This is a genomic window from Pseudomonas cerasi (genome assembly GCF_900074915.1).
Classification (GTDB): domain Bacteria; phylum Pseudomonadota; class Gammaproteobacteria; order Pseudomonadales; family Pseudomonadaceae; genus Aquipseudomonas; species Aquipseudomonas cerasi.
The window spans coordinates 3,862,160-3,887,760 of record NZ_LT222319.1; the positions used below are offsets into that span (position 1 = coordinate 3,862,160).

At 59.8% G+C, this 25,601-nt stretch carries 27 protein-coding genes and 1 pseudogene; 14 read left to right on the top strand and 14 right to left on the bottom strand.

The genetic code is table 11. From position 1 onward, the window contains the following. The first annotated feature begins 20 nt into the window (after nt 1–20). Nucleotides 21–578 (top strand): Smr/MutS family protein, encoded by a 558-nt coding sequence (locus PCPL58_RS19670; protein ID WP_003371521.1) that lies wholly within the window; start codon nt 21–23, stop codon nt 576–578. A gap of 460 nt (nt 579–1,038) precedes the next feature. Here the strand turns inward: PCPL58_RS19670 and PCPL58_RS31565 are convergent, their stop codons facing one another. Next, nucleotides 1,039–1,206 (bottom strand): hypothetical protein, encoded by a 168-nt coding sequence (locus PCPL58_RS31565; protein ID WP_003371518.1) that lies wholly within the window; start codon nt 1,204–1,206, stop codon nt 1,039–1,041. A gap of 91 nt (nt 1,207–1,297) precedes the next feature. Then, complete coding sequence (locus PCPL58_RS31395; RefSeq protein WP_058396597.1) at nt 1,298–1,507, bottom strand: hypothetical protein; 210 nt, start codon at nt 1,505–1,507, stop codon at nt 1,298–1,300. Nucleotides 1,508–1,995: 488 nt separating this feature from the next. Here PCPL58_RS31395 and folE point away from each other — a divergent pair, with 488 nt between their 5' ends. After that, nucleotides 1,996–2,541: a GTP cyclohydrolase I FolE gene (gene folE / locus PCPL58_RS19680; protein WP_010427107.1), complete on the top strand. Its 546-nt coding sequence runs from the start codon at nt 1,996–1,998 to the stop codon at nt 2,539–2,541. A 73-nt stretch (nt 2,542–2,614) separates the two neighbouring features. Next, nucleotides 2,615–2,992, top strand: a complete 378-nt coding sequence (locus PCPL58_RS19685; protein ID WP_003315148.1) for a glutaredoxin family protein — start codon at nt 2,615–2,617, stop codon at nt 2,990–2,992. 20 nt (nt 2,993–3,012) lie between these two features. On the opposite strand, the gene PCPL58_RS19690 is transcribed toward PCPL58_RS19685, so the two are convergent. The 3 genes from PCPL58_RS19690 to PCPL58_RS19700 are packed head-to-tail and all read right to left on the bottom strand — an operon-like array spanning nt 3,013 to nt 5,244. Then, nucleotides 3,013–3,405 (bottom strand): lysozyme inhibitor LprI family protein, encoded by a 393-nt coding sequence (locus tag PCPL58_RS19690; protein ID WP_065350234.1) that lies wholly within the window; start codon nt 3,403–3,405, stop codon nt 3,013–3,015. Nucleotides 3,406–3,435: 30 nt separating this feature from the next. After that, complete coding sequence (locus tag PCPL58_RS19695) at nt 3,436–4,038, bottom strand: glutathione S-transferase family protein (RefSeq protein WP_003343108.1); 603 nt, start codon at nt 4,036–4,038, stop codon at nt 3,436–3,438. Between the two features lie 39 nt (nt 4,039–4,077). Beyond that, nucleotides 4,078–5,244, bottom strand: a complete 1,167-nt coding sequence (locus PCPL58_RS19700) for an aminotransferase-like domain-containing protein (protein ID WP_065350235.1) — start codon at nt 5,242–5,244, stop codon at nt 4,078–4,080. 82 nt (nt 5,245–5,326) lie between these two features. Between PCPL58_RS19700 and PCPL58_RS19705 the strand changes: the two genes are divergently transcribed. Together PCPL58_RS19705 and PCPL58_RS19710 are read left to right on the top strand one after the other, a co-directional pair. Further along, complete coding sequence (locus PCPL58_RS19705; protein WP_042931015.1) at nt 5,327–5,797, top strand: MarR family transcriptional regulator; 471 nt, start codon at nt 5,327–5,329, stop codon at nt 5,795–5,797. A gap of 116 nt (nt 5,798–5,913) precedes the next feature. Further along, nucleotides 5,914–7,107 carry a benzoate/H(+) symporter BenE family transporter gene (locus tag PCPL58_RS19710; RefSeq protein WP_065350236.1) on the top strand — a complete coding sequence of 398 codons (1,194 nt, stop codon included), beginning with the start codon at nt 5,914–5,916 and terminating at the stop codon, nt 7,105–7,107. A gap of 26 nt (nt 7,108–7,133) precedes the next feature. Here PCPL58_RS19710 and PCPL58_RS19715 read toward each other — a convergent pair whose 3' ends face one another. Beyond that, nucleotides 7,134–8,069, bottom strand: a complete 936-nt coding sequence (locus tag PCPL58_RS19715; RefSeq protein ID WP_065350237.1) for a S66 peptidase family protein — start codon at nt 8,067–8,069, stop codon at nt 7,134–7,136. 374 nt (nt 8,070–8,443) lie between these two features. Between PCPL58_RS19715 and PCPL58_RS19720 the strand changes: the two genes are divergently transcribed. Continuing rightward, nucleotides 8,444–9,451, top strand: a complete 1,008-nt coding sequence (locus tag PCPL58_RS19720; protein WP_065350238.1) for an NADP-dependent oxidoreductase — start codon at nt 8,444–8,446, stop codon at nt 9,449–9,451. 77 nt (nt 9,452–9,528) lie between these two features. Here PCPL58_RS19720 and pyrF read toward each other — a convergent pair whose 3' ends face one another. After that, nucleotides 9,529–10,227, bottom strand: a complete 699-nt coding sequence (gene pyrF, locus PCPL58_RS19725) for an orotidine-5'-phosphate decarboxylase (RefSeq protein WP_003436736.1) — start codon at nt 10,225–10,227, stop codon at nt 9,529–9,531. 291 nt (nt 10,228–10,518) lie between these two features. On the opposite strand from pyrF, the gene eat reads away from it, so the two are divergent. Beyond that, nucleotides 10,519–11,883 (top strand): ethanolamine permease, encoded by a 1,365-nt coding sequence (gene eat / locus PCPL58_RS19730; protein ID WP_044309798.1) that lies wholly within the window; start codon nt 10,519–10,521, stop codon nt 11,881–11,883. 119 nt (nt 11,884–12,002) lie between these two features. Continuing rightward, complete coding sequence (locus tag PCPL58_RS19735; RefSeq protein ID WP_003371498.1) at nt 12,003–12,170, top strand: DUF2897 family protein; 168 nt, start codon at nt 12,003–12,005, stop codon at nt 12,168–12,170. Between the two features lie 35 nt (nt 12,171–12,205). Here PCPL58_RS19735 and PCPL58_RS19740 read toward each other — a convergent pair whose 3' ends face one another. Further along, on the bottom strand, nt 12,206–13,045 hold the full coding sequence (locus PCPL58_RS19740; protein ID WP_032609972.1) for a substrate-binding periplasmic protein: 840 nt from the start codon (nt 13,043–13,045) through the stop codon (nt 12,206–12,208). 252 nt (nt 13,046–13,297) lie between these two features. On the opposite strand from PCPL58_RS19740, the pseudogene PCPL58_RS19745 reads away from it, so the two are divergent. Continuing rightward, nucleotides 13,298–13,692, top strand: a pseudogene (locus tag PCPL58_RS19745) (3'-5' exonuclease). 112 nt (nt 13,693–13,804) lie between these two features. Continuing rightward, nucleotides 13,805–14,086: a pyrimidine/purine nucleoside phosphorylase gene (gene ppnP / locus PCPL58_RS19750; protein ID WP_003371493.1), complete on the top strand. Its 282-nt coding sequence runs from the start codon at nt 13,805–13,807 to the stop codon at nt 14,084–14,086. Nucleotides 14,087–14,145: 59 nt separating this feature from the next. Here the strand turns inward: ppnP and PCPL58_RS19755 are convergent, their stop codons facing one another. Then, nucleotides 14,146–15,915 carry an ABC transporter transmembrane domain-containing protein gene (locus PCPL58_RS19755; protein ID WP_024663020.1) on the bottom strand — a complete coding sequence of 590 codons (1,770 nt, stop codon included), beginning with the start codon at nt 15,913–15,915 and terminating at the stop codon, nt 14,146–14,148. 286 nt (nt 15,916–16,201) lie between these two features. Between PCPL58_RS19755 and PCPL58_RS31570 the strand changes: the two genes are divergently transcribed. After that, nucleotides 16,202–16,372 carry a PA1571 family protein gene (locus PCPL58_RS31570; RefSeq protein WP_003371488.1) on the top strand — a complete coding sequence of 57 codons (171 nt, stop codon included), beginning with the start codon at nt 16,202–16,204 and terminating at the stop codon, nt 16,370–16,372. A gap of 74 nt (nt 16,373–16,446) precedes the next feature. On the opposite strand, the gene pdxB is transcribed toward PCPL58_RS31570, so the two are convergent. The 4 genes from pdxB to dnaX form a co-directional block, all read right to left on the bottom strand. Continuing rightward, nucleotides 16,447–17,589 carry a 4-phosphoerythronate dehydrogenase PdxB gene (gene pdxB, locus PCPL58_RS19765; RefSeq protein ID WP_003436743.1) on the bottom strand — a complete coding sequence of 381 codons (1,143 nt, stop codon included), beginning with the start codon at nt 17,587–17,589 and terminating at the stop codon, nt 16,447–16,449. 89 nt (nt 17,590–17,678) lie between these two features. Then, nucleotides 17,679–17,933, bottom strand: a complete 255-nt coding sequence (gene tusA, locus PCPL58_RS19770) for a sulfurtransferase TusA (RefSeq protein WP_065350239.1) — start codon at nt 17,931–17,933, stop codon at nt 17,679–17,681. Nucleotides 17,934–18,089: 156 nt separating this feature from the next. Beyond that, on the bottom strand, nt 18,090–18,416 hold the full coding sequence (locus PCPL58_RS19775) for a YbaB/EbfC family nucleoid-associated protein (protein WP_002552818.1): 327 nt from the start codon (nt 18,414–18,416) through the stop codon (nt 18,090–18,092). 61 nt (nt 18,417–18,477) lie between these two features. Further along, nucleotides 18,478–20,688, bottom strand: a complete 2,211-nt coding sequence (gene dnaX / locus PCPL58_RS19780; protein ID WP_065350240.1) for a DNA polymerase III subunit gamma/tau — start codon at nt 20,686–20,688, stop codon at nt 18,478–18,480. 100 nt (nt 20,689–20,788) lie between these two features. Between dnaX and PCPL58_RS19785 the strand changes: the two genes are divergently transcribed. Together PCPL58_RS19785 and acpA are read left to right on the top strand one after the other, a co-directional pair. Then, on the top strand, nt 20,789–21,583 hold the full coding sequence (locus tag PCPL58_RS19785; protein WP_065350241.1) for a substrate-binding periplasmic protein: 795 nt from the start codon (nt 20,789–20,791) through the stop codon (nt 21,581–21,583). Nucleotides 21,584–21,676: 93 nt separating this feature from the next. Continuing rightward, a complete protein-coding gene (acpA, locus tag PCPL58_RS19790; protein ID WP_004413947.1) occupies nt 21,677–23,362 on the top strand; it encodes an acid phosphatase in 1,686 nt (561 codons plus the stop codon). A gap of 5 nt (nt 23,363–23,367) precedes the next feature. On the opposite strand, the gene PCPL58_RS19795 is transcribed toward acpA, so the two are convergent. Beyond that, the gene (locus PCPL58_RS19795; RefSeq protein WP_003315176.1) at nt 23,368–24,492 is read right to left on the bottom strand and encodes a mechanosensitive ion channel family protein; all 1,125 of its coding nucleotides are present in this window, start codon (nt 24,490–24,492) and stop codon (nt 23,368–23,370) included. A gap of 336 nt (nt 24,493–24,828) precedes the next feature. On the opposite strand from PCPL58_RS19795, the gene PCPL58_RS19800 reads away from it, so the two are divergent. Next, on the top strand, nt 24,829–25,482 hold the full coding sequence (locus PCPL58_RS19800; protein ID WP_065351084.1) for a DUF1826 domain-containing protein: 654 nt from the start codon (nt 24,829–24,831) through the stop codon (nt 25,480–25,482). The last annotated feature ends 119 nt before the right edge of the window (nt 25,483–25,601 follow it).

Sequence of the window (25,601 nt, forward strand, 5' to 3'; positions counted from 1 at the left end):
GCCTCCTTCGCGGAGGCCCCATGCAAGACGACGATTTTTCCCTGTTCAGAAGCGAGACACGCGGCGTCAAGCCGCTCAAGCATGAACACGCCGATGTCGGCAAACCCAAGACCGATCGAAAAATGCTGGCCCGTCTGCGCCAGTCGGCAACCGTGCGTACCGACTCGGTGACCGTCGACGGCTTGTCGGATCAATTCGTGATCGACGTCGGTCCTGAGGATGTCCTGAGCTGGTCGCGTGACGGCGTGCAGGAAGGCCAGATGCGCAAGCTCAAACTCGGGCAGATCAGCTTCGAGGGCAGCCTTGACCTGCATGGCATGAGCGTGGAAGTGGCGCGAGAGACGCTGTGGGAGTTTCTGGCTGAAGCGACGCGTCTGGAAATACGCTGCGTACGTGTCACCCATGGCAAGGCGGTACGCCTGGACGGCAAGCGACCGATGATTAAAAGCCACGTCAACACCTGGCTGCGTCAGCATCCGCAGGTACTGGGCTTTTGCTCCTGCCTGGCCAAACACGGTGGTGCAGGCGCAGTGTACGTAATCCTCAGGCGCACCATGATGGAAGGGCGCGACGAGTAGAACCCGCCGCGCCCTTCCAGTCAGTCAGACCCTGTACGCCGGGCAGCGAACCGCCGCCCTGCTGGTGAATCAGCGACCCGGGCCAGGGCCGCCAGGACCAGGGCCACCGCCTTCATGGTGACCGCCACCGCCGCCGCCATGTCCGCCCGGGCCAGGCCAGAACGGCCAGCAGCCGGAAACCGACGACAGTACAATCGCGAACAACGCTATTTTTGCTACTCGACTCAACATCCGGGTTTACTCTCTAGACAGGCAATGGATTGATGACCTGCCTACTCAGACCGTGATGGACGGCAGAAGTGGGTAGCGATCTGGTCGCCAACGTGTAAGCGAGAGGATACAAAAGCTGTAAAAGCGGATTTCCAAGGGCAAACAAGACACGGCCGTCAGACACAAAAAGCCATACGGCCTTGGACCTGACTCAGGCGATTAACTGCCGTGGCCTAGCTCTCGCAGGCGTTCAGAACCAGACCTTGAATGCAAGCCATGAAAAAACCAGAGCAAATACTGCACCGGATGCAGCAGACACCAGGACGTTTCGTGGTTCATGGGCAGACATATTGCGGACCTCGTTGCCCAACTGCTCAAGGTCTTCGCGCATCCGCTTTATGACTTGATCATGACTCATACTCATCTTCTCTCGGAATGCCGGTTCATACGTTATGTGCACACCTTCGCTTGGTCCAGCCTGAATCTCAAGCGCTGCAGGTCAATGTCCGCTACTGAATACTGGCTGCCTGAAGCTTGTGGATGAAAGCGGCAGCCGTAACGATTACGGTGATCAACCCACCAGCCGCCACAAATGGATAAAAGCTTGTTTCGCGCTTGAGCTTATGCGTCTCCGCAATCATTTTTCGCGCCTCAGCCACAAACTTGTGAACCTCAGCCTGGAGTTTCTCAAGCTCAAGCTCGTCCCTTTGATTCGCCATCCAACCTCCTGTCAGACTTTGGATTGCATCTCGCAAGCCGCTTTCATGAACCAAGGATACGCTTCACATCTGCTTTGCAGATGCTTGAAAAAGCTAAGGCATATGTCATTCCAGCGCTCCAATCAAGGCAACAGAAACGCATGTCGGAGAGCCCAAGCCAAAACACATGCTCTCTGCATTCGCTTTTCTGCGACTCTGGAAAGCACCTGGCTATAGCGCAATGCCGGGCAAAGTCTAAAAACCGGAGCTGATTGCGAAAGCATTACGAGGCCACGGCAGTACAACTGCGAGCACACCTACGCTACCATGTGCCCAATCGCCGGGATAAACCCCGCATTCATCGCCAATCAACGAGATCCGCAGGTCACGTATGCGAAATCGCCCAATTCCACTGGAGCGGGATCGGCAAACGGGACACCAGCTCGATTGGTAAAAAATCGGTACAGCCCCAAACGTACCGCTCTGAAACCTATACGGAATCACCCTCTGTGACACTGGAACAGAATTACACCGCCATACTCGGGCAATTGGGCGAGGACGTCTCGCGCGAAGGTCTGCTGGACACCCCCAAGCGCGCCGCCAAGGCCATGCAGTATCTGTGTCGCGGCTACGCGCAGACCCTGGAAGAAGTGACCAACGGCGCGCTGTTCAGCTCCGATGCCAGTGAAATGGTGATGGTCAAGGACATCGAGCTGTACTCACTGTGCGAGCACCATCTGCTGCCGTTCATTGGCAAGGCACACGTGGCCTACATCCCGCAGGGCAAGGTGCTTGGCTTGTCGAAAGTAGCGCGGATCGTCGACATGTATGCCCGCCGTCTGCAGATCCAGGAAAACCTGAGCCGCCAGATCGCCGAGGCCATTCAGCAGGTCACCGGCGCGCTGGGCGTTGCGGTGGTGATCGAAGCCAAGCACATGTGCATGATGATGCGTGGCGTCGAGAAGCAGAACTCGGCCATGATCACCTCGGTGATGCTGGGCGAGTTCCGTGAAAACGCGGCCACCCGCAGCGAGTTTCTCAGCCTGATCAAGTGACCGTTCAGCCTGCGTTCACCTGCCGTGAGGCACGCTGAATGCACGGCTGGCCACGCCACCGCCCGCAAGAGGTATGACCTTGTTCATGAAAGCGTTAAGAGTCGGCCTCGGCCAACTCGTCATCGGCATTGATTTCCTGACTCGCCCGAGCAGGAAAAAACGTGACCCGCAGGCCCAGGCGGCTGTCGCTGAAGCGGCTCAGGACCTGACGCTGTATCAGTTCCATGCCTGCCCGTTCTGCGTGAAGACGCGTCGCGCCCTGCGCCGCCTGAATGTTCCGGTCGCGTTGCGCGATGCGAAAAACAATGAGCTTGATCGCCAGACACTGCTCAACGAGGGCGGCAGGATCAAGGTGCCTTGCCTGCGCATCGAGGAAGGCGACAAAACCGTATGGATGTATGAATCCAAGGTGATCATCGACTATCTGAACCAGCGCTTCGGAGCGATCTGACCGCTGTTTCCCGGCGCCTCTCAGCGCGGGCAACCTTCCTCGCGGCAAGCCACATAGGCTTGCAGTTGCTTGAGACGCACACGGGTCTGCTCGGCCAGGCATTGCGATTGCAGCAACGGCCAGACAGAGCCTGAATCCTCGGGCTTGCCCGCCTGATACAGGCAATCGGCATCACGCAGGGCTATCCACTTTCGTTGTGCGTCCTTGAGTGCCTGCTTTTTCGCCGGGGTCTTCAACCACGCCATTTGCGCGTTGTACTGCTTGTTGAGCTCGGCATCGAGCGCTGCCTGCTGATTGGCAGCGCAGCGGTTCAGGCTGGCCTGATTGGCGTCGCAGTCCTCGGCCTGGGCCTGGGCCGAGCAGCCGATACCCAGCGCAATGAAAGCACCCAGAAGTACGATTGAAACGCGCATACATTTCCCTTTGTTCAAATGACGGATGTGTCAGTCCAGCATACCGATATAACCCGGCTGTGCCTTGACCCGATCCAGCCAACGGCGGATCCCGGTATAGGGTGCCAGATCGAAACCACCCTGATGCGCGACGTGGGTGTAGGCATACAAGGCAATGTCGGCGATGGAGAAATTCTCGCCGACCAGAAACGGCGTACGGTCGAGCTGCTGCTCCATGACCGCCAGTGCGCGATAGCCGGCTTTCTGCATGGCGCGATACTCGGTCATGCGTTCAGCCGGCAAGCCCAGGTAGAACTGGATGAAACGGGCCACCGCGACCGACGGCTCATGGCTGTACTGTTCGAAGAACTGCCATTGCAGCACCTGGGTGCGCAACCTCGGTTCGCTTGGCAGGTACGAAGAGCCGTCAGCCAGAAAGTTGAGAATCGCGTTGGACTCCCACAGGCAAGTGCCATCCTCCAGCTCCAGCACCGGAATCTTGCCGTTGGGGTTCTTTTCCAGAAACGCCGGGGTCTGTGTTTCGCCGTTGAGAATATCGACCGGCACCCACTCGTACTCGCTGCCCAGCAGATTAAGCATCAGCTTGACCTTGTAGCAGTTGCCCGAGTTGTAATCGCCATAAACCTTGTACATCAGACTGCTCCCTTGCTGCGTCTATGTTGACGTCTTGAATCAGGCGGCTTGCAGAAGGTGTGCTGCGCGGACCACCGACGCCAGACGTTTTATACCCTCATCGAGCCGTGCAGGGTCGATATGGCTGAAATTGAGCCGCAAGTGACCGTGATTGGCGTCCGGATCGGCGAAAAAAGGTTCGCCCGGCATGAACGCCACATCGTGCGCCAGCGCTGCATCCAGCAAGGTGCGCGTATCCAGCGGCTGCTTCAGCGTCAACCAGAAGAACAGTCCGCCTTGCGGGCTGTTCCAGGTGGCCAGGTCTGAAAAATGCGTTTGCAAGGCACTCTCGAACGCATCACGACGGCCCCGGTAAAACTCGCACAGCGTCACCAGATGCTCACGATAGTGCTCAGTACCAATCCACTGCAAGGCCTGCCACTGGCCGAGGCGATTGGTATGCAGATCGGCCGACTGCTTCAGACGCAGCAAGTGCGGAAACAGATCGGGGCTGGCGATCAGATAACCCACCCGCAGGCCTGGCAGCAGTGTCTTGGAAACCGTGCCGGTATAAATCCAGCTGGCCGTTTTCAGACTGCTGACAATCGGCCTGGCACTGCCGCCGTCAAAACTCAGTTCACGGTACGGTTCGTCCTCGATCAACGTGACACCGAACTCATCGAGCAAGGCCGCAACGGCATCGCGACTGGCCTGGCTGTAGCGCACCGCCGAGGGGTTCTCGAACGTCGGGATGAGGTAGGCGAAGGCTGGTTTGTGCTGTTCCAGACGCTGACGCATGGCAAGCAGGTCCGGGCCATCGGCCTGCAACGGCACGGTGATGCAGTCGGCGCCGAACAGCTGGAATATCTGCAACGCCGCCAGATAGGTGGGCGCCTCGAGGAGAATTTCGGTGCCTTTGTCGATATACAGCTTGGCGGCCAGGTCCAGTGTCTGCTGAGAACCACTGACCACCATTACCTGACGGGCGTCGCAGTCGATACCCAGAGCGCGGGCATCGGCGGCCAGCGCTTCACGCAGCGCAGGTTCGCCCTCGCTCATGCCGTACTGACCCAGCGCAACAGGCATGTCGGCCCACTCCACTTTGGGCAGCATTGACTCGGCGGGCAGACCACCGGCGAACGACATCACTTCCGGGCGCTGAGCGGCGGCGAGGATCTCGCGAATCAGAGAACTTTTCAGACGGGAAACGCGTTCGGAGAAAGCCATGGCAGTTACCTGTAGCCGAGACAATTGGAAATACGTCAAACTGGTTGACTCAAATTACGACGATCAACCCGGATACGTCAACATGCTTGACCTTAAAAAACCTGCCAATCAACAAATGGCCATGGAAGCGTTCTTCTTCGGCTATCAGGCATTCACTGCCAAGGCTGATGAAATGCTGGCCAGACGCGGCTTCAGTCGCGTGCACCAGCGCATCGTATTTTTCATCGCCCGTTACCCCGGCCTGAGCGTCAAGGAGCTGCTCACCGTATTGGGCGTCAGCAAACAGGCCCTCAATGCCCCGCTACGTCAGCTGATCGCCATGAATCTGGTGCACAGCGCTGCCCCCGAAAATGACAAGCGCAAACGACTGCTGGGCCTCACCGATGAAGGCGCCCTCTTTGAACAGGGCTTGCGCCGCGAACAGGTCAAACTGCTGCAGCGGGTGTTCGCCGAAGCAGGTCAGGATGCCGTGGATGGCTGGCTGACGGTCAATCGGGCGCTGGGGCAGACCCTGCAATCCGGCGCCTGTCCGGCCGGGGCTGACGCCGAGTAAACGCCACGGCTGCAACTGTGCTGGCGTTTACTCATGTCGCTGTATTGCAAGGCGCAGCAGCCATGCGTTTAGGCTTGGCGCACTTTGCTACCTGCCCGTTTCAAGGAACGCCCAGCATGAACCAATCCCTGAAGGTGCCATTGCGCCCGCTGACAGACTCATCGCCGTCGGCGGTGGTTGCCGGTTTCATCGCCATGATGACCGGCTGCACCAGTTGGCTGGTGTTGATTTTCCAGGCGGGCCAGGCGGCAGGGCTGAGCAGCGTGCAGATTTCATCGTGGCTGTGGGCGCTGTTCATGGGCATGGCGGTGTGCAGCATCGGCCTCTCGCTGCGCTACCGCATGCCAATTACCGTGGCGTGGTCGACACCCGGCGCCGCACTGCTGATCACCAGCCTGGGCGGCGTCAGCTACCCGCAGGCCATTGGCGCGTTCATCACCAGCGCGCTGCTGGTGATTCTGTGCGGGGTGACCGGCAGTTTCGAGCGCATCGTGCGGCGTCTGCCGGCGTCGCTGGCTGAGGCCTTGCTGGCAGGGATTCTGTTCCGGATCGGCAGTGAGATCTTTATTGCCGCACAGCATCACACCAGCCTGGTAATGGGCATGTTTTTCACTTACCTGCTGGTCAAGCGCCTGTCGCCGCGCTACTCGGTGCTGCTCGCGCTGCTGGTCGGTATCGGCATCTCTGGCATGCTGGGTTTGCTGAACTTTGACGGCCTGGCGCTGGAAGTCGCCATACCGGTCTGGACCACCCCGGAGTTTTCATGGGCAGCGACAGTGAGCATTGGCATCCCGCTGTTCGTGGTGGCCGTGACCTCGCAGAACATGCCGGGTGTGGCCGTGTTGCGAGCCGACGGCTACTTCCCGCCTGTTTCGCCGCTGATATCGGTGACAGGCTTTGCCTCATTGCTCACGGCACCGTTTGGCTGCCACGGGATCAATCTGGCCGCGATCAGTGCCGCCATCTGTACCAGCCCTCATGCGCACGAGGACAAGTCCAAACGCTATACAGCGGCGATCTGGTGCGGGATTTTCTATGCGATAGCCGGCATTTTCGGTGCCACCCTGGCGGGTCTGTTCAGTGCGTTCCCCAAGGAACTGATGCTCTCGATTGCCGCGCTGGCGCTGCTCGGGTCGATCACCAATGGCCTGACCGTTGCGATGGCCGAACCAAGGGAACGCGAACCCGCCTTGATCACCTTCATGGTAACCGCCTCGGGACTCACGCTGTTTTCCATAGGCTCGGCATTCTGGGGCATCGTCGCGGGTTTGCTGACCTTGCTGATCCTGAACACACGCAAGGCCGATTAGGCCAACCGCTGGCAGCGCGGCAGAGATCAACTACGCGCGGCAGCCGCTATCAGCAGGGTTCCGGCGTCGGCATCGAGTATCGCCTGGGTGCCCAGGGGCACTGCCTGATTGGGATCTCCATGCCCCACCGGCAGACCGCCGAGCACCGGGATGCCGAGACTGCCCAGCCGCTCCAGCAGCACATCCGCGGGGCTGATGGTACGGCCAGTGTTTGGAGCAGGGGTAAATTCGCCGACGGCAATGCCGGCCAGAGACGCAAGAATCCCGCAGTTGCCCAGGTGGGTGAGCATGCGGTCGACCCGGTAGGCGGGTTCGTTGACCTCTTCGATGAGCAGGATGGCGCCGCTCAGGTCAGGCATGAACGGCGTACCCACAGAGGTATCGAGGATGCACAGGTTGCCGCCCAACAGCAGGCCCTGTGCGCTGCCAGCGGTTCTGACCCTGGCCGTTGGCGAGGCCGGATCAGCCTTGAGCAGGACCGGCTCGGTGCTCATCAACACATGGCGCATACCGCTGACGAACAGACCGCCACGTTCCAGCTGCGAAGCGACCGGTCCATGAATGGTCGCCAGGCGCGCATGGTTCCACAGCGCACCGTGCAACGCGGTGATGTCAGAAAAGCCAGTCACCAGCTTGGGATCACGACGCACCGCGTCCATATCCACCTGCTGGACAATCCTTTGCACGCCATAGCCACCGCGAGTGCAGATGACCGCGCGGATTTCCGGGTCGGCCAGCGCGGCGTTGAGGTCGGCGAGCCGCTCTTCATCGGTCCCCGAATAGAACGAGTAGTTGCCCAGCGCATGCGGATAGACCCGCGGGCGCAGCCCCCACCCCTCAAGTACCGCCACCGCCGCCTGGATCTTGCCGGGGTCCACAGGGCTTGCCGGAGAGACCAGTGCCACGGCGTCGCCAGCTCGCAGAGCCCGGGGGTGAAGAGTGTTTGAAGAGGTGGCAGGCATCACGGTCGTCCAAGCGTTGATCGAACTAGGAATCTAGGTTCTGTACGAAAAGTCGGCGAGCGAAGGTCAGGCAAGGCAAAAACAGGCGAGGAAGCGGAGTGTACGTGTTGTAAATGAGCATTCCGAGCCTGTGTTTAACGCAGCATCACCGAGCGCAGCCAATTTTCGTACAGAGCCTAGAGCACTGAGGGGGCGCGACTCAAGCCATATCCGTCATCAGCATGGCTCATCCGCAGATCCGTCTGAACGCCGGCGGCGCAACGGACTCCTATCAATCACATGGATCAAACGGCACTCGCTGGGTGATCGCTTCTTGTCCGAATGGCGCGATGAGCGTTTGAATCCATTCTTGACCCTTTTCAGGAGACCCCGCCATGACCGATCTTTCCAACCGCCAGTTCCTGCTCGCCAAGCGCCCTTCGGGCGATGCGCGCCGTGAAGACTTCACCTATCAGGAAGTCCCGGTCAGCGCACTTGCCGACGGGCAGATTCTGGTCAGGAGCAAATACCTGTCACTGGACCCGGCAATGCGTGGCTGGATGAATGACGGCAAATCCTACATTCCAGCCGTAAAGCTGGGCGAAGTAATGCGTGCCCTCGGCGTGGGTGAAGTAATTGAATCGAAAAACCCCAAGTTCGCCGTAGGTGACCATGTTCAGGGCGCCCTGGGCGTGCAGGACTACTTTGCTGGTGAACCGAAGGGTTTCTACACGGTGGACACGAACCTTGCGCCACTGCCCCTTTATCTGTCAGCACTGGGCATGACCGGCATGACCGCCTACCTGGCGCTGCTGGACGTCGGCCAACCGAAAAGCGGTGACACCGTGGTGATTTCCGGTGCGGCAGGCGCTGTCGGCAGCGTGGCCGGGCAGATCGCCAAGCTCAAGGGATGCCGGGTCGTCGGCATTGCGGGAGGCACGGAAAAATGCCGTCTGCTGACCGAGGAGCTGGGCTTTGACGCCGCCATCGACTACAAATCCGAAGACGTCATGGACGGTCTGAAACGTTACTGCCCGGATGGCGTAAATGTGTACTTCGACAACGTCGGTGGCGACATCCTCGATGCGGCGCTCAGCCAACTGGCGGTCGGCGCGCGCGTGGTGATCTGTGGCGCCATCAGCCAGTACAACAGCACCAAGGCGATCAAAGGCCCGGCCAACTACATGTCGCTGCTGGTCAACCGTGCACGTATGGAAGGCTTCATCGTACTGGACCACCCGGAGCGCTTTGCAGAAGCGGGCCAGGTCATGGCCGGCTGGATCAAGGAAGGCAAGCTCAAGAGCAAGGAGCACATCGTGGAAGGCCTTGAGACGTTCCCGGAAACCTTCCAGATGCTGTTCAGCGGTGAGAATCAGGGCAAGCTGATCCTGAAAGTGGAATAAACCCGCAGGGTTTTCGCAGCGTCACAGCCCTTCCCCACGATGCAGGTAAAGAGCCGTGACGCTACGAACCCATCCACTCAAGCCAGCTCGGCAACCACCGCCGCCAGGGCCTTCGCCGGGTCAGCCGCTTGGCTGATCGGGCGGCCGATGACAAGGTAGTCGGAGCCTGCATCCAGTGCCTGACGAGGGGTCAGGATACGACGCTGGTCGTCGTGCGCACTGCCCGCCGGACGAATGCCGGGTGTCACCAGTTGCAATGACGGGTGAGCGGCTTTCAGAGCCTGCGCTTCCAGCGCCGAGCAGACCAGACCATCCATCCCGGCTTTCTCGGCCAGAGCAGCGAGGCGCAGCACCTGCACCTGCGGGTCGATGTCCAGGCCGATACCGGCCAGATCCTCACGTTCCATGCTGGTCAGAACGGTCACACCGATCAGCAGCGGCTGTGGGCCAGTGCGCTGCTCAAGCACTTCCCGACAGGCCGCCATCATGCGCAGGCCACCCGAGCAGTGCACGTTGACCATCCACACGCCCATCTCGGCCGCCGCCTTGACCGCCATTGCCGTGGTATTGGGGATGTCGTGAAATTTCAGATCCAGAAACACCTCGAAGCCCCTGTGGCGCAGGGTCTCGACGATGTCGGCCGCGCAACTGGTGAACAGTTCCTTGCCAACTTTGACCCTGCACAGTTTGGGATCGAGCTGATCAGCCAGGCGCAAGGCGGCTTCGCGGGTCGGAAAATCCAGGGCGACGATGACAGGAGTCTGGCAGGCGGACATGAGCGTGGTCTCAGGTAAGTCGAAATCGGCGCGCATTGTAGCTGAACCGGCGCACTGGCGGGACCCGTAGATCGGCATTTGCCCGAACAGCGTCCTGACACCTCTGAATTCCATGCACCCCTGGCGGTCATCGCCGCACCAATCCGGACCAAAGCTTTACAACGAGTTGAATCGATTCACCCTGACGTTCTGTAAACGACCCGTTTTGAAGCATCACGACACCAATGCGTGCACTGGCACGGCCTCTGCAACAGGATGTTTCAACGTTTATCGAATCCCAGGGAGAGAACAATGAGCACACAACTCAAGCCGACGCTCGGCACGATTCATTTATGGGGGATCGCGGTAGGGCTGGTGATTTCCGGCGAATACTTTGGCTGGAGCTACGGCTGGGGCGTCGCGGGTACGTTGGGCTTTTTGGTAACAGCCCTGATGGTTGCAACCATGTACACCTGTTTCATCTTCAGTTTTACCGAGCTCACCACTGCCATCCCCCACGCGGGCGGTCCGTTCGCCTACAGCCGTCGCGCCTTTGGCGAAAAAGGCGGACTGATCGCCGGCATGGCCACGCTGATCGAATTCGTCTTTGCGCCACCGGCGATTGCCATGGCGATCGGTGCGTACCTCAACGTGCAATATCCGGGTCTTGACCCCAAGCATGCGGCAGTCGGCGCCTACATCGTGTTCATGGCGCTCAACATCGTGGGCGTGAAGCTCGCGGCAACCTTCGAGTTGGTGGTGTGCATTCTGGCCGTGGCCGAGTTGCTGGTGTTCATGGGCGTGGTTGCACCTGCGTTCAGCTTCAGCAACTTCGCCCTCAACGGCTGGGCCGGTTCGCAGACTTTCGGACCCGAAGCCATTGCCGGCATGTTCGCTGCCATTCCCTTCGCCATTTGGTTTTTTCTGGCCATCGAAGGCGCTGCAATGGCCGCCGAAGAAGCCAAGGACCCGAAACGTACCATCCCGAAGGCCTACATCAGCGGCATTCTGACCTTGGTGATACTGGCGATCGGCGTCATGCTGTTTGCCGGTGGCGTGGGTGACTGGCGCACCCTGGCCAACATCAACGATCCCCTGCCGCAAGCCATGAAAGCCGTGGTCGGTGACAGCTCCGGCTGGCTGCACATGCTGGTGTGGATCGGCCTGTTCGGCCTGGTCGCCAGCTTCCACGGGATCATCATGGGTTACTCGCGCCAGTTCTTCGCCCTTGCCCGCGCTGGCTACCTGCCCGCCTCGCTGGCCAGACTCTCGCGCTTCCAGACACCGCACCGGGCAATCATCGCCGGCGGCCTGATCGGCATCGCCGCGATCTACAGCGACGGCCTGATCAACCTGAGCGGCATGACGCTGACCGCTGCGATGATCACCATGGCCGTGTTCGGCGCCATCGTCATGTACATCATGAGCATGCTCAGCCTGTTCAAACTGCGCAAGACCGAGCCTGACCTGGAGCGCACGTTCCGCGCACCCGGCTATCCAGTAGTGCCCGGCATCGCTCTGGCGCTGGCCGTCGTGTGCCTGGTGGCAATGGCCTGGTTCAACGCACTGATCGGCCTGATTTTCCTGGGCCTGATGGCCATCGGCTTTATCTACTTCAGTCTGACCGCCAAATCCCGTGCCGACGCGCCGACCGACGCGATGCTGACCGGGGAGTAATCACCGGAGTTCTTCGGGTTGCGGGCGAATGCTTTCGCACGCAACCCCTTCAAGGCGCATACACTTGAACCATTGGGTAGCCGTGCTGCTCAAACCGGTATCACAACAAGGAGAGCGCTATGCCCTGGTATGCCTGGTTAATTCTGCTCGTAGCCATTGGCTCGGTCGTCGGCGGTCTGATGATGCTGCGCGACACAGCCAAGAAACTGCCCCTCACTGAAGAACAGCTCAAGCGCGTCCACGAGCGCAACGCAGAAATGGATGCCAAGGACGCCAAGGACCGCTAAGTGCCTCCGGGTGGCAGGCGGACACCTGCCACCCGCTACTTGTCAGGCATCTCGGCGTTTATCGGAAGCACCTTGATGTTTAGCGGCTCGAAAATCTTCGCCAACTGCCCATCTGCACGCAACCTCTCCAGTAATTGCCTGAAGTGCGAAACATCAATGTTGCCGTTCGGGCGCAACAACGCATATTGACGGTAGATCTGATCGACACGGTCGGACACCATCAACTGCGCCGCTTCATCCTTGTTATGCGCCATGAAATCAATCAGGTACGAACGGGTAACGGGTGCAATATCGGCGCGGCCGCGCACCACCATCAGCAAGTTGCTGTCGTGGGAGTACGTGGAGGTAATGGTGAAGTGCTCGCTCAGGTACTTCTGATCGGTATTGAAGTTGGCAAATCCATAATGATAGCCACTGAACAATGCCAGACGTTTGTCAGCCAGGGTGTCGAAGTAATCCTGCCCCCGCCCTTCTTCCCGGCGCGCCACATAGACCTCGGCATCCTCGAGCCCCATATCGAGCTGTTCATGTGGAATATCCTTCCAGCCCCAGTCAGGGTTTTCGAAGACTGCAACATCGAAACGCCCTTCCGTGAAATCACGAAAACGCCGGGGCACCGAGGTCGGGATCATCACGAATTCGTAGTCGTCCTGCTCGCCATTCAGGGCGTCGATCAACCTGGGTAAAAGACCGGCGTCTTCACCTTTTTCAGGGCGCACCATATAAGGGGGGAAGTGCACTGCGGCCACGCGCACGATCTGCGCGGCGAAGACCTGCGGCGTTGCCATCAACGGAATGAAGAGCATGACGCCGGTAACGATCTTGCGCGCCACACCGTCAATTAACACTGCAAGTCTTTTCATAAAACACGACATCAATCAAAGCCGTTCAAACTATGCGGTTTCCATGATTTAAACAACTGTCAAATCGACGGCGTCAGCGCTCTGCGGCATCCTTGCGGTATTCGCCCAGGCAAGTGACAGCCGCCTGCGAGGCACCAATGCAATCACCCGTGGTCACTGTAGGGGCAGTTGTTACAACAAGGGTGCCGATGCAAGGCTCAGGGTGTGCGCACCGGGTTAATCTGGCTACGCTCAAGCCATTGACTATCGTAAGGAAGCTTGATGATGCCGCACTGGCTGGTGATTGATCTTGAGGCTACGACCGAAGAAGGTGGGTGGCCGGTCGCAGAAATGGAAGTCATCGAGATAGGCGCGACACTGGTCAATCAGGACGGACGCGAGCTGGACCATTTCGAACGCTTCGTGCGCCCGGCGCGCAGGCCTACGATCGTCAGCAACTGGAAGAGGAATGGCGTCAGCATCACCTCGACAGTGCACTGTCCAGCATGCCGCACGTCAATCTCAAACAGCGTTTCGCCCAGGCTCGCCATTTGCAGAAACCGATGGGGCTGAACAGTGCCTTGCAACTGGCAGGCATGCAGTTCAGCGGGCAACAGCACCGCGCCTTGGTCGATGCCCGCAATACTGCCAGGCTGCTGCCGTTGATTCTGCCCAACTGAATGCCGCTGCAGGTCGACGTTTCGTCAGCGTCGATGTGCAAGGGGCGTGACGAGTTTTAACGTGTTGGGCATACTGGCGAGCCATTTTCAGCCCTTTCAAAAGGAATCGCCCATGTTCAAGGTCAACGAGTACTTCGACGGCACCGTCAAATCCATCGCCTTCACCCAGGCCGATGGTGAGGCAACCATCGGTGTCATGGCGGCGGGCGAATATGAGTTCGGTACGGCGCAACGGGAAATCATGCATGTGATCTCCGGCGAATTGAGCGTGAAGCTTCCGGACAGCACTGACTGGGAAACCTTTGCCACCGGCAACCAGTTCAACGTACCGGCCAACAGCAAGTTCCAGCTCAAGGTCAAAGTCGATACCGCCTACCTGTGCGAATATCGCTGAGACTCAGCGAGTGGGAGGCTTGACCTCCCACGTTGCCCACAGGCCCTCCTCACCCTCTCCTACTCAACCCCGGCATTGAACTGCAACGCCGCCAGTCGCGCATAAAGCGGGTTGCTGGCGATCAACTGCTGATGGGTGCCCACGGCCACCAACCGCCCCTGATCCATGACGGCAATCCGGTCGGCATTCTGCACCGTGGCCAGCCGGTGGGCGATGACCAGCGTCGTACGCCCCTGCATCAGGCTCGGCAGGGCCTGTTGAATCAAGTGCTCACTCTGCGCGTCCAGCGCACTGGTCGCCTCGTCCAGCAGCAGAATCGGCGCATCGACCAGCAAGGCACGGGCAATCGCCAGACGCTGACGCTGTCCGCCGGACAATCCCACCCCGCCCTCACCCAGATGCGTACCGTAGCCGTTGGCCATGTCGAGAATGAACTCGTGCGCATGGGCAATGCGCGCCGCCGCCTGTACCTGCTCAAGGCTCGCAGTGGCGTTACCGTAACGAATGTTGTCCTCAACACTGCCGAAAAACAGGGCGGGCGATTGTGAAACCAGCGCGAAGCAGCGGCGCAGATCATGGGGATCGAGCTGCGCGATCGGCACGCCCTCGATCAGAATGCGCCCTTGAATCGGGTCGTAAAAACGCAACAGCAGATCCAGAATGGTCGACTTGCCCGCGCCGGAGGGCCCGACCAGCGCCAGGGTTTCACCGGGCTCGATGCTCAGGGTCAGGTTATCCAGCGCATTGCGCTCAGGACGCGATGGGTAGGCGAAGGTGACATTCTCCAGCGCCAGACGCCCACTGATGCGCTGCGGCAGACTCTGCAGATCCGTGGTCGGCACACTGATCTCGCTGCGTGCCTGAAGCAGCTCGCCGATCCTCTCTGCGGCACCGGCGGCGCGCTGCAGATCGCCAATCACCTCGCTCAACGTACCGAACGCCATACCGACCATCAGCGCGTAGAACACGAACGCTGCCAGCTCACCGCTTGAGATGCGGCCGCTGATCACGTCCATACCGCCGACCCACAACATCACCGCCACGGCACCCAGCACCAGAACGATCACCAGCGTGATCAGCCATGAGCGCTGCAGGATACGTTTACGAGCGGTCTCGAACGCCTGCTCCACCGTATGCGAAAAACGCTGCTTGTCCTGCTGCTGATGGTTGTACGCCTGCACTGTCTTGATCTGCCCCAGGGCTTCGGCCACGTAACTGCCGACATTGGCGACCCGGTCCTGACTTTCGCGCGACAGATTTCGTACCCGCCGCCCGAACATGAGAATGGGTGCGATGATCAGCGGCAACGCCACCACCACGATACTGGTGAGTTTGGGGTTGGTGATGAACAACAACACGATGCCGCCAATGACCATCAGCGCGTTGCGCAGGAACATCGACAGTGACGAGCCGATGACCGACTGCAACAGCGTGGTGTCGGCGGTCAGTCGCGACTGGATTTCCGAACTGCGATTGTTTTCGTAGAAGCCCGGATGCAGTTCGATCAGGTGATCGAATACCTTCTTGCGCAAGTCGGCAACCACACGCTCGCCGATCCACGACACCAGATAGAAGCGGGCGAAGGTTCCGACGGCGAGGCCGACCGTCAGCAGCATGAAAAACCCGATCGAGCGCTCGAGCAGTTGCGGTGAGCGGGTCATGAAACCCTGATCGACCATCAGTTTGATGCCCTGCCCGATCGACAGGGTGATACCTGCGGTGATGACCAATGCCAACAACGCGCCGAGCGCCTGCCAGCGATACGGCGCGATGAAGCTCGCAGCCAGACGCAAGGCCTGGCGATGACGTCGGGTAATCCGTGAAATCATGAACGATGAACCTGCCTGTGTGCCCGATCTGTCTGAGTTGCAAAGCCTACACCTGTGTGGCCAGGGCGCCGAACATCATTTCGAATGAACTTGCGGCTGGCTTCCAGAGTCAGGTTATGACTGCTTTACAGAGGCCGCTATAAGACATCGATCTAAGCGCCTGCTGGCAGATTTGCATCATATCTGTTGCACTTGCAGCGCGTTTGAGCGGCTGACAGTACCTGTCACGGACCGGTCATCAAGCGCGGTTAACTTAACGCCGTTACCTGATGAAAGGAGAAACACCATGAACCCGCAAGAGCGCAGCAATGAAGTTCAGGTTGTTCGAGCCACGCCTAATCTGCCGGTTGGCGGTGCCATTCTTGACCAGCACGGACAAGAAGTCCTGATCACCGAAGAAATGGTTCAGGCTGCCTGCCAGGAATGCGACAAGCACTGGGTAACCCCGGAAAAATAAAACCAAGCCGTACCAGATATTTGAAACCCGACCACTCGGTCGGGTTTTTTATTGCCTGATGACCCGGCTGGCGATCAGACCAGCACTGCACCCAGCGCCCGCACCAGTTGTGCCAATGCCTCGGATTCTCCCTCCAGATGAACCTTCAGCCCTTCGATTTCCCGGCGTGGCGGGTACTGCTTGCGCAATGCATCGAAGGCCAGACGCTGGCTGGCGGTGTCACCGGTCAGGCTGCGGCGGAAATCCGCATCGTCACGTCGCGGGTCATACACGCCGCGGCACAACATGTTAAGCGCCCAGACCGGGTCGCAGGCAGCGTCGAGACTGACCTGCGCCAGCCAGGGTTTTGGCAGCAGATCGTCCAGCTCGATCGTCGCAGGCTGATCAAGAAAGCCACACAACGCCTGATAGATCTGTGCAGTACCGCGCTGCCTGCCATCCAGGCTGTAACCGGCGATATGCGGCGTACCCAGAACGCACAAGTCAGCCAGCGCGACGTTGACCTGCGGCTCGCCCTCCCACACATCCAGTACGGCCTGCAGGTCTTCCCGCTCAAGCAGCACGTCGTGCAACGCCGCGTTATCCACTACGGCGCCTCGGCTGGCATTGATCAGCCAGGCACCCTGGCCGAGCTGACGCAAACGCGCGTCGTCGAGCAAGTGCCAGGTCGGTGACGCCCCGGTTTTGTTCAGAGGCGTGTGCAGGCTGATCACGTCACAGCGCTGCAGGATCTCGTCAAGGCTGACAAAGTCGCCGCCTTCGGCAGCCTGGCGTGGCGGATCGCAGACCAGCACGTTCCAGCCCAGCGCCTTCAATACGCTGATCAGCCGGCCACCCACCTGCCCTGCACCGACCACACCGTAGGTGCGCTGCGCAAGATCGACCCCTTCGATTTCAGCCAGGGTCAGCAGGCTGCCTAGGACATAGTCCACCACGCCGCGCGCATTGCAGCCCGGAGCGCTGGCCCACTGGATACCGGCTTGCTGAAACCAGTCCAGATCCAGGTGATCGGTGCCGATGGTGCAAGTCCCGACAAAACGCACCGGGCTACCCTCAAGCAGTTCGCGGGTCACGGCGGTGACCGAGCGAACCAGCAGGATGTCGGCATCCGCCACAGCGGCTCGGTCCATGGCGCGGCCCGGCAAGCGATGAATCTCACCGAAATGAGCAAAAAAGGCGTCGAGCAGGGGAATATTTTCGTCAGCAACAATGCGCATGGAAGACTCTCTGGGTCTGGCGAACAGGGACCTGCTCGAATCGGGAACAGGTGCGTCGTGAACAGGCGCGGGTTGCAGCGATGTGGTGATCAGTCGGACTTCTTGCGGATCCAGTACAGGAACGTGCCCTCTTCGGCTTGCTCCGCAACCAGTTCATGACCGAGAAATACACAGAATTTCGGGATATCGCGACGCGTGGACGGATCGGTTGCAATGACCTTGAGTAGACCGCCCGCGGGCAGGTCACGCACCTTCTGGTGCAACATCATCACCGGCTCCGGACAAAATAGCCCGACGGCGTCCAGCTCGGCGTCGACAGTGAGGGTTTCAATGGGCTCAGACATGGGGCACTCCAGAGACGGGTGACGATTGTCGCTCAATTCGGTCGGTCAGGCCAAATGCTGATGGTTATACCGGCGCCGAATGGCGGCGCGCGGCCAGACAGCAGACAGAAAAATGCCAGGCACAGGGCCTGGCACTGATCATGACCCGGGCGAGCGTCAGAACGGCAGCTTCATACCGGGCGGCAGCTGCATGCCGGCCGTCATGGAAGCCGTCTTGTCCTGGCTGGCCTGCTCGATCTTGCGCACGGCGTCGTTGACGGCGGCGGCGATCAGGTCTTCCAGCACTTCCTTGTCTTCCTGCATCAGGCTGTCATCCAGATTGATGCGCTTGACGTCATGACGACCGGTCATCACCACGCTGACCAGGCCTGCGCCCGATTGACCGGTGACTTCCGCGTTGGCCAGTTCTTCCTGCATCTTGGCCATTTTTTCCTGCATTTGCTGCGCCTGCTTCATCAGGCCAGCCATGCCACCTTTCATCATGGGATATCTCCTCGAAAATGGATGGTTCGTTTGCGTGGCGCCAGCGGCGCCCTGTGTTCAGTTATTGAGCCTGCGCCGCAGGTGTGTCAACGGGCTTGATCGTGTCTTCCCGGATCACAGCGCCAAACTGTTGCAGCATCTGCTGGACGTACGGGTCGGCCTGAATCGAGGCTTCGGCCTGGCGCTGGCGCTCGGCCCGCAACCGTGAAGCAGCCTGCGCAGGGGTTTCCTGCTCGGGCTTGATCAGCTCGATACTCAGATTGATCGTGCGCCCATGATACTGGTTCAACGCATCGTTCAGGCGCCGCTGCTGCGTCGAGTTGAACAGCGCGCTGTGCGCAGGGTCTAGGTGCAGCAGCCAGTGGTCGCCATCGACCGAAATCAATGTGCAGTTGGCCGCGATGCTGCCGGTCATCCCGGAGATCGGCAGCTTGGGAAACACGTCCAGCCATTCGGCCGCAAGACCGGTGGCCGGTTTGGCGGCAGGAGCGGGCTCCGGCTCGACGGCTTCAAGTTCGACAACACTTTCGTGGGCCAGCTCATCCAGATAGCTGTAGGACGCCGGATCTATATCGATGTCCGGCTCGACGTAATCGTCGTCCGCTGGCGGTTCGTCATCACGGCCCATCGGCCCGGAGTCGGAAGACATCGAATCGGTGTGCATGGACAGATACGCAGAGTCCGGGATGGCTTCGAGCATTGCCGGCGTGTCCTGTTGCTCGGCAACCGGCTGCGCCGGCTCGGCTTCAGGTGCGGCCGGCACCGGGCTGGCGGGCGCAGGCGTCGGCATGGGCGTCAGGTCAGGCTGCTCGGAAACGGTCTCCAGAACCGGCTCGGCTACCGGCTCGGCAGCGGCTTCTGTATCAGGCGCAGTTTCGGCGGAGGGTTCGGCAGCCGGGGATTTCGGCTCGTTCCACGGCAGGTCGAGGTCTTCAACCGGCGCGGCTTGTGGCTCTGGCTTCGATTCCGGTTGTACCGCGGGCGCTGGCCGGACGGCGGCCGGCATCGGAGCCGCTGCAGGCGGCAGCGCTTCGAAGGCCGGATCAGGTGCAGCCATCACCGGGGCGGTCGACACTGCGGGAGTTGCCGATGCAACAGGTGTCGCATCAGCCACTGCTTTTCGGGAATCAACCGTGGCCTGGCTGATCCCCACTGGCTTTAGCGGCTGCCTCGGCGCGTCCTCGCTGTCGGCAGGACGAAACGCCAGCATGCGCAACAGGACCATCTCGAAGCCACCACGCGGATCAGGGGCCAGCGGCAGGTCACGACGACCAATCAAGCCCATCTGGTAGTAAAACTGTACGTCTTCGGCAGGCAGGGCCTGCGCCAGGGCCAGCACCCGGTCACGATCGCCATTACCGTTGTCGACGCCTTCCGGCAACGCCTGGGCAATCGCCACACGGTGCAGCACGTTGAGAATTTCCGAGAGCACGCCGTTCCAGTCAGGGCCCTGCTCGGCCAAGTGGCGTACCGCCTCCAGCACGCCACGCGCATCGCCTTCCAGCAATGCGGTCAGTACATCGAAGACCTGGCCGTGGTCCAGCGTGCCAAGCATGGCACGTACATCGGCAGCCATGACCTTGCCTTCACCGAAGGCAATGGCCTGATCGGTGAGGCTCATTGCATCACGCATCGAACCGTCGGCGGCGCGCCCGAGCAACCACAGCGCGTCGTCTTCGAACGGTACGTTCTCGACGCCCAGCACATGGGTCAGATGCTCGACCACGCGTTCAGGCGTCATGTTTTTCAGCGAGAACTGCAGGCAACGCGAAAGAATGGTCGCCGGCAGCTTTTGCGGATCGGTGGTGGCAAGGATGAATTTGACGTAGGGCGGCGGCTCTTCAAGCGTCTTGAGCAAGGCGTTGAACGAGTGGCTGGACAGCATGTGCACTTCGTCGATCAGGTAGACCTTGAAGCGACCGCGACTCGGCGCGTACTGCACGTTATCCAGCAGCTCGCGCGTATCTTCGACCTTGGTACGGCTGGCGGCGTCGATTTCGATCAGATCGACGAAACGGCCCTCGTCGATCTCCTTGCACACCGAGCAGGTGCCGCAGGGCGTCGAGGTGATGCCGGTTTCACAGTTCAGGCACTTGGCGATGATCCGCGCGATAGTCGTCTTGCCGACGCCCCGTGTGCCGGTAAACAGATAGGCATGGTGCAGGCGCTGGCTGTCCAGCGCGTTGATCAGGGCCTTCAACACATGAGCCTGGCCGACCATTTCGCGGAACGAGCGCGGACGCCATTTACGTGCAAGAACCTGATAACTCATTTAAAACCGTCGCAACTGGTAAGCGGAAGACCGCCAATGCTAGCCGAGCAGGGGCAAAATTGCATCTGGTGTCCGTCTCTATTGTGGCTAAGCTGTGCAAATGACTCTATTGACGCGCTTTATTCGGGCCTTCACCACGCCGCGGCTGCCTCGTGCAGCGGCGGCCTGCCTGCTATTGCTGATGCCGCAAAACGGCAGCGCGGCGCAGAGGACCTTGAGCTTTGCGGTCAATGAAGGCTGGACCATGCCGATGATGCACATCACCGACTTTCGTCCCGAATCCGGCATTCTGTTCGACATCATGCAAAGCCTTGCGCACCACGTGGGCCTCGAGGCCAGTTATCACGTAATGCCGCGCCTGCGCATCCAGTCGGCGCTGGAGCGCGGCGAAGTCGACATGCACTGTTACAGCGCCCAGGCGTGGTACCCGGACTTGTCCGGGGATTATCTATGGAGCCTGCCGATTCTCTATCAGCGCGACTGGCTGGTCGCTTCGGCGGCGACGGCTGCCGGCCCCTACCCCGAGCAGTTCGACAACGAGACCGTCGGCACCGTGCTGGGCTACAACTACCCGGCCCTGGAGCACCTTTTCGAGAATCACAAACTGGTCCGTGAAGACGCGCGCACCCAGAATCAGACGCTCGGCAAGCTGATGGCCGGGCGCTACAACTACGCGGTGACCAATCAGTTGATCCTCGAATGGACCAACCGGAACCTGCCTGTCGGCAAGAGGCTCAAGCCGATATCACTGGTCGCCGAACAACCAGCCGCCTGCCTGATCCGCAATAACCCCGAACTGCCAGTGGGCAGAATTTTGCGCACGCTGGTGCAGATGCGTCTGTCGGGCGAGATCCAGAAGATCATCGATCACTACACAACGGCCACGGCCCCCTGATCCTTCATCTGCGCTGTCGCAATAGCGTCATATTCCATGGTTACGCTCGCGTGAAATCTTTGGTAACACATTAACCAGCGCGAGTATTTGGCGATGAGCGACAGACCAGACGACGAAGATACCAACGAAAACCCCAGCCGCCGTCGTTTTCTGGGCGGGATGGCTGCCTTGGGTGCAGGTGTCACCCTTAGCAGCTACGTTTCCGCCCACGAGAAGCCGCCCGGCGACAACGAACGGCACCATCACCTTGCCGGACCCGCGCTGGATCGCGCCTTGCGCGAAAATGTGAAAACCATTGTGGTGATCTACGCCGAGAACCGCAGCTTCAATAACCTGTTCGGCGATTTCCCCGGTGTCGAAAAGCCGCTCTCCTCGCTCAGGCCTTCCGATTACGAGCAGCGCGACCGCGACGGCACGCGATTGTCCAAACTGCCACCTGCCTGGGGCGGCGTGCTGCAGGTCGGACCGCAAACCGTCGATGGCGTGACTTATCCGGTGGGCGAGCAGTTTCAGCAAGACCTGCCCAACGCGCCGTTCCCGCTCAAGGGACCGAACGGTGAAGACCTGCCGCTGAGCCTGGTGACCCGTGATCTGTGGCACGTGTTTTACCAGAACCAGATGCAGATCAACGACGGCAAGAACGATCGCTTCGTGGCCTGGGCGGATGCGGGCGGCCTGACCATGGGCAACTATGCACAGACTCAGTACTCGCTGCGCCTGTGGGACGTGGCCGAAGAGTTCGTGCTGTGTGACAACTTCTTTCAGGGTGCTTTCGGCGGCTCGTTCCTCAATCACCAGTACCTGATTTCAGCCACCGCGCCTATTTACCCGAACGCCGCCGAATCTCCGGCCAAGTCGCAAATCGCTACCTTGCAGAGTTTCAACCCGCAGGATCCGCGCCTCAAACCGCTCGACAAGTCGCCGGCCAGCGCCATGGACGGACCGCCACAATTCGGCCCCAGCGCCATCACGCCGGACAACTACGCCGTCAACACCATGGCCCCGCCCTACTGGCCAACCTGGCTGCGTGACCCGCAAAACCCTGATTACTCGAAACCGGATCTGCCCAACGTGCTGGTTCCGCAAAGCCACGAGCACATCGGTGACAAGCTGTCGAAAAGGAATGTTGACTGGGCCTGGTACGCCGGTGCCTGGCAAGTGACGCTGGATGAATTCAAGGACTCCACCGGGATCCCGAAAATCCCCAATTTTCAATACCATCACCAGCCGTTCAACTACTTCAAGCAGCAGGGGCCGCAGCACCCTGAAGAGCGCAAGAAGCGCCTGCGTGACGGCGGGCTGGGTGACGAGTCGAGCACCAATCGCTTTCTCGCCGATGCCGAAGCGGGCAAGTTGCCTGCGGTAACCTTCTACAAGCCCCAGGGCAACCTGAACATGCACGCCGGTTACGCCGACGTTGCTTCGGGTGACCGGCACATCGACCGGGTGATCAAGGTGCTGCGCAAGAGCCCGCAGTGGGACAACATGGTGATCGTCCTCACCTTCGACGAGAACGGCGGCTGGTGGGACCATGTCGCGCCGCCAAAAGGCGACCGCTTCGGGCCCGGCACGCGCATTCCCGCTCTGGTCATCTCCCCTTTCGCCCGCAAGGGCAAGGTCGACCACACGGTTTACGACACCGCCTCGATCCTGCGCCTGATCACCCGCGTGCATGGCCTGGAAAAACTCGACGGCCTGAAACGCCGTGACGAGGCCATGATTGCGCGTGGCCAGGCGCCGATGGGCGACCTGACCAACGCGCTGCAGTTTCCGGCCTGATCCCGTCAGGTGGTCGCGTCGGCAGCCTCCAGCGCAGTCGGACGAGCGGTTTTAACCGGTGGCAGGGACGCCACGTACACCGTGCGGGACGGGAACGCGAAACGCACGTCCAGTTCGGCAAAGGCTTCCATGATGTCCAGATTGATCGCCTGCTGCACATCCATATAGACGTTGTAGCTGGGGTCGAGCACGATAAAAACGGTCTCGAACTCCAGCGATGTCTCGCCAAACCCCCGAAAATGCGAACGATCGAAACGTGCCAGTTTCTGCGCGTTGATGATCGCTTCGACTTTCTTCGGCACTTCCCTTATCTGATCGACCGAGCAGTCATAGGTCAGCCTGAACTCAAAGACAATCCTTCGTTCCTGCAAGCGTTTGTAGTTCTGGATGGTGTTGTTGATCATGTCGGCGTTGGCCATCACGATCTGCTCGCCACCCAGGCTGCGGATCCGTGTGGTCTTCAGGCCGACGTGCTCGACCGTGCCGGACAACGCACCGACGACGATGAAGTCGCCAACCTCGAAAGGCTTGTCCACGGCGATGGACAGCGAGGCAAACACGTCACCCAGAATGTTCTGCACCGCCAGCGCGACCGCAATGCCGCCGACCCCGAGGCTGGCGACGAACGCGGTGATATTGACCCCGACGTTCGACAGCATCGCCATGACCACCGTGGCCCACAGCAGCACCTTCGCCCCCCACAGACTCAACGTAGCCAGCGCGCTGCCCTGAAAGGTGCCGCCAGCGTTGTGACGCACGAAGTAGCGCTGCAAGGCGAGCGCGATTGCCCGGTTCGCCCACAGCCCGACCTGTAATGCGGCGACCACGAACCACAGACTGCTGACCCGCCCGAGCCAGCGCTCCGGCAGATCGAGCATGCCGATGCCGATCAGAATGGAAGCCAGCAGCAATAACGTATTACTGGTGCCCGACAGCACCTGCACCACGATGTATCGCATATGCGTGCTGGGCGCATCCGCACGCGAGCGCATCTTTCTGAGCACAAAACCGATCACGCCCCTGACCAGAATAAAACTCAGGGTCGAGGCGAAAATAGCCAGTATCCAGTTGGCGAGCGATATGCCCAGAAATTGCGAGTCTGTGAAAAATCTGATGATGTCCTGTTCCATCCGGCCCCCGGCTCCACTGCTGCGAGACGCCTGACCGAAAAGCCCGTGACACCCGCAGCGACTTGAATTGCCCCTTGCCGTAAAACGGTTTCAAGCGACGCGTAAGGAGTTAGGGGGTGTGTGGAAGTGAGGGTTCAGTTGAATTGGCTATTGATCGATCACCTGAACGCACACCGAGTTTTCACTGTTCGTCGAAACTGATCGGACAGCATGGAACCTCTCCTCAATGAGTTGCCACTCATGGCCCCGAGCGACGGGCTACCAAGCCCCAAGCGTTCAAGCGGCCCAAAAGGCCAATTCGTGGTTAACACCACATTCAAGCAGAGGAAAATATCCGTGACCTACGGCATTCGCGGCGGAGTTGGCACATCGGCTTACTACACCCAGCCCCAGCCTTTTGATGAGTTGAAGCTGAAGCCGGAACAGATCCAGGAAAAGACGGCAAAACTCATGGAGAAAGGGTATTTCACCGTTCCCATAGCAGAACCTACAAGACGTTTTTTGCATGAGCAAAGCAGTCTCAGTAACCCCGCCTGGAGACAGGAGACCGTTGGAAAGCTTATTGATTTGAAAGCAACCGACTACGAACGATCAACAACAGCCGTAGCGAAGGACATTGCAACCACTCTTACCGGGAGGCAACAACAATTGAGGCCTCATGAGTTCCAACTGCGAAGGGCCAAAAATCAGGGCGCAGACCAATGGCATCAGGATAAGGGGCCGAAAAAGGTCATCTGCATCGCCACCATCGAGGGTCGCGGCACCGAATACGTGAAGCGCGCAGAATCAGAAGGAATATTTGAAGCGGGGCATTTTGGGAAAATGACGCCTCTGGATGCCAGGGCGGTCGAGCAGAGAACCAGAGAAGCCAAGCAAGACCGCTTCTATTTCTTTGCGGGCAAAGGTATTTGCGAAGACAGCATTCCCAAACTGGTACACCGCTCGCCCCATCAGAGTGGTCGCTCCATCTTCCTGGCACGATGGCAGTAACGCAGGCCATGCAGGATTAACCGCCGGCCTGGAGACATCCGGCGGTTATCTCCGTGCCGGGCAGACTGTTTTTACAGACGCACGAAGTTCTCGCCAGCGCAGGGCGCCGTCGAAACAGG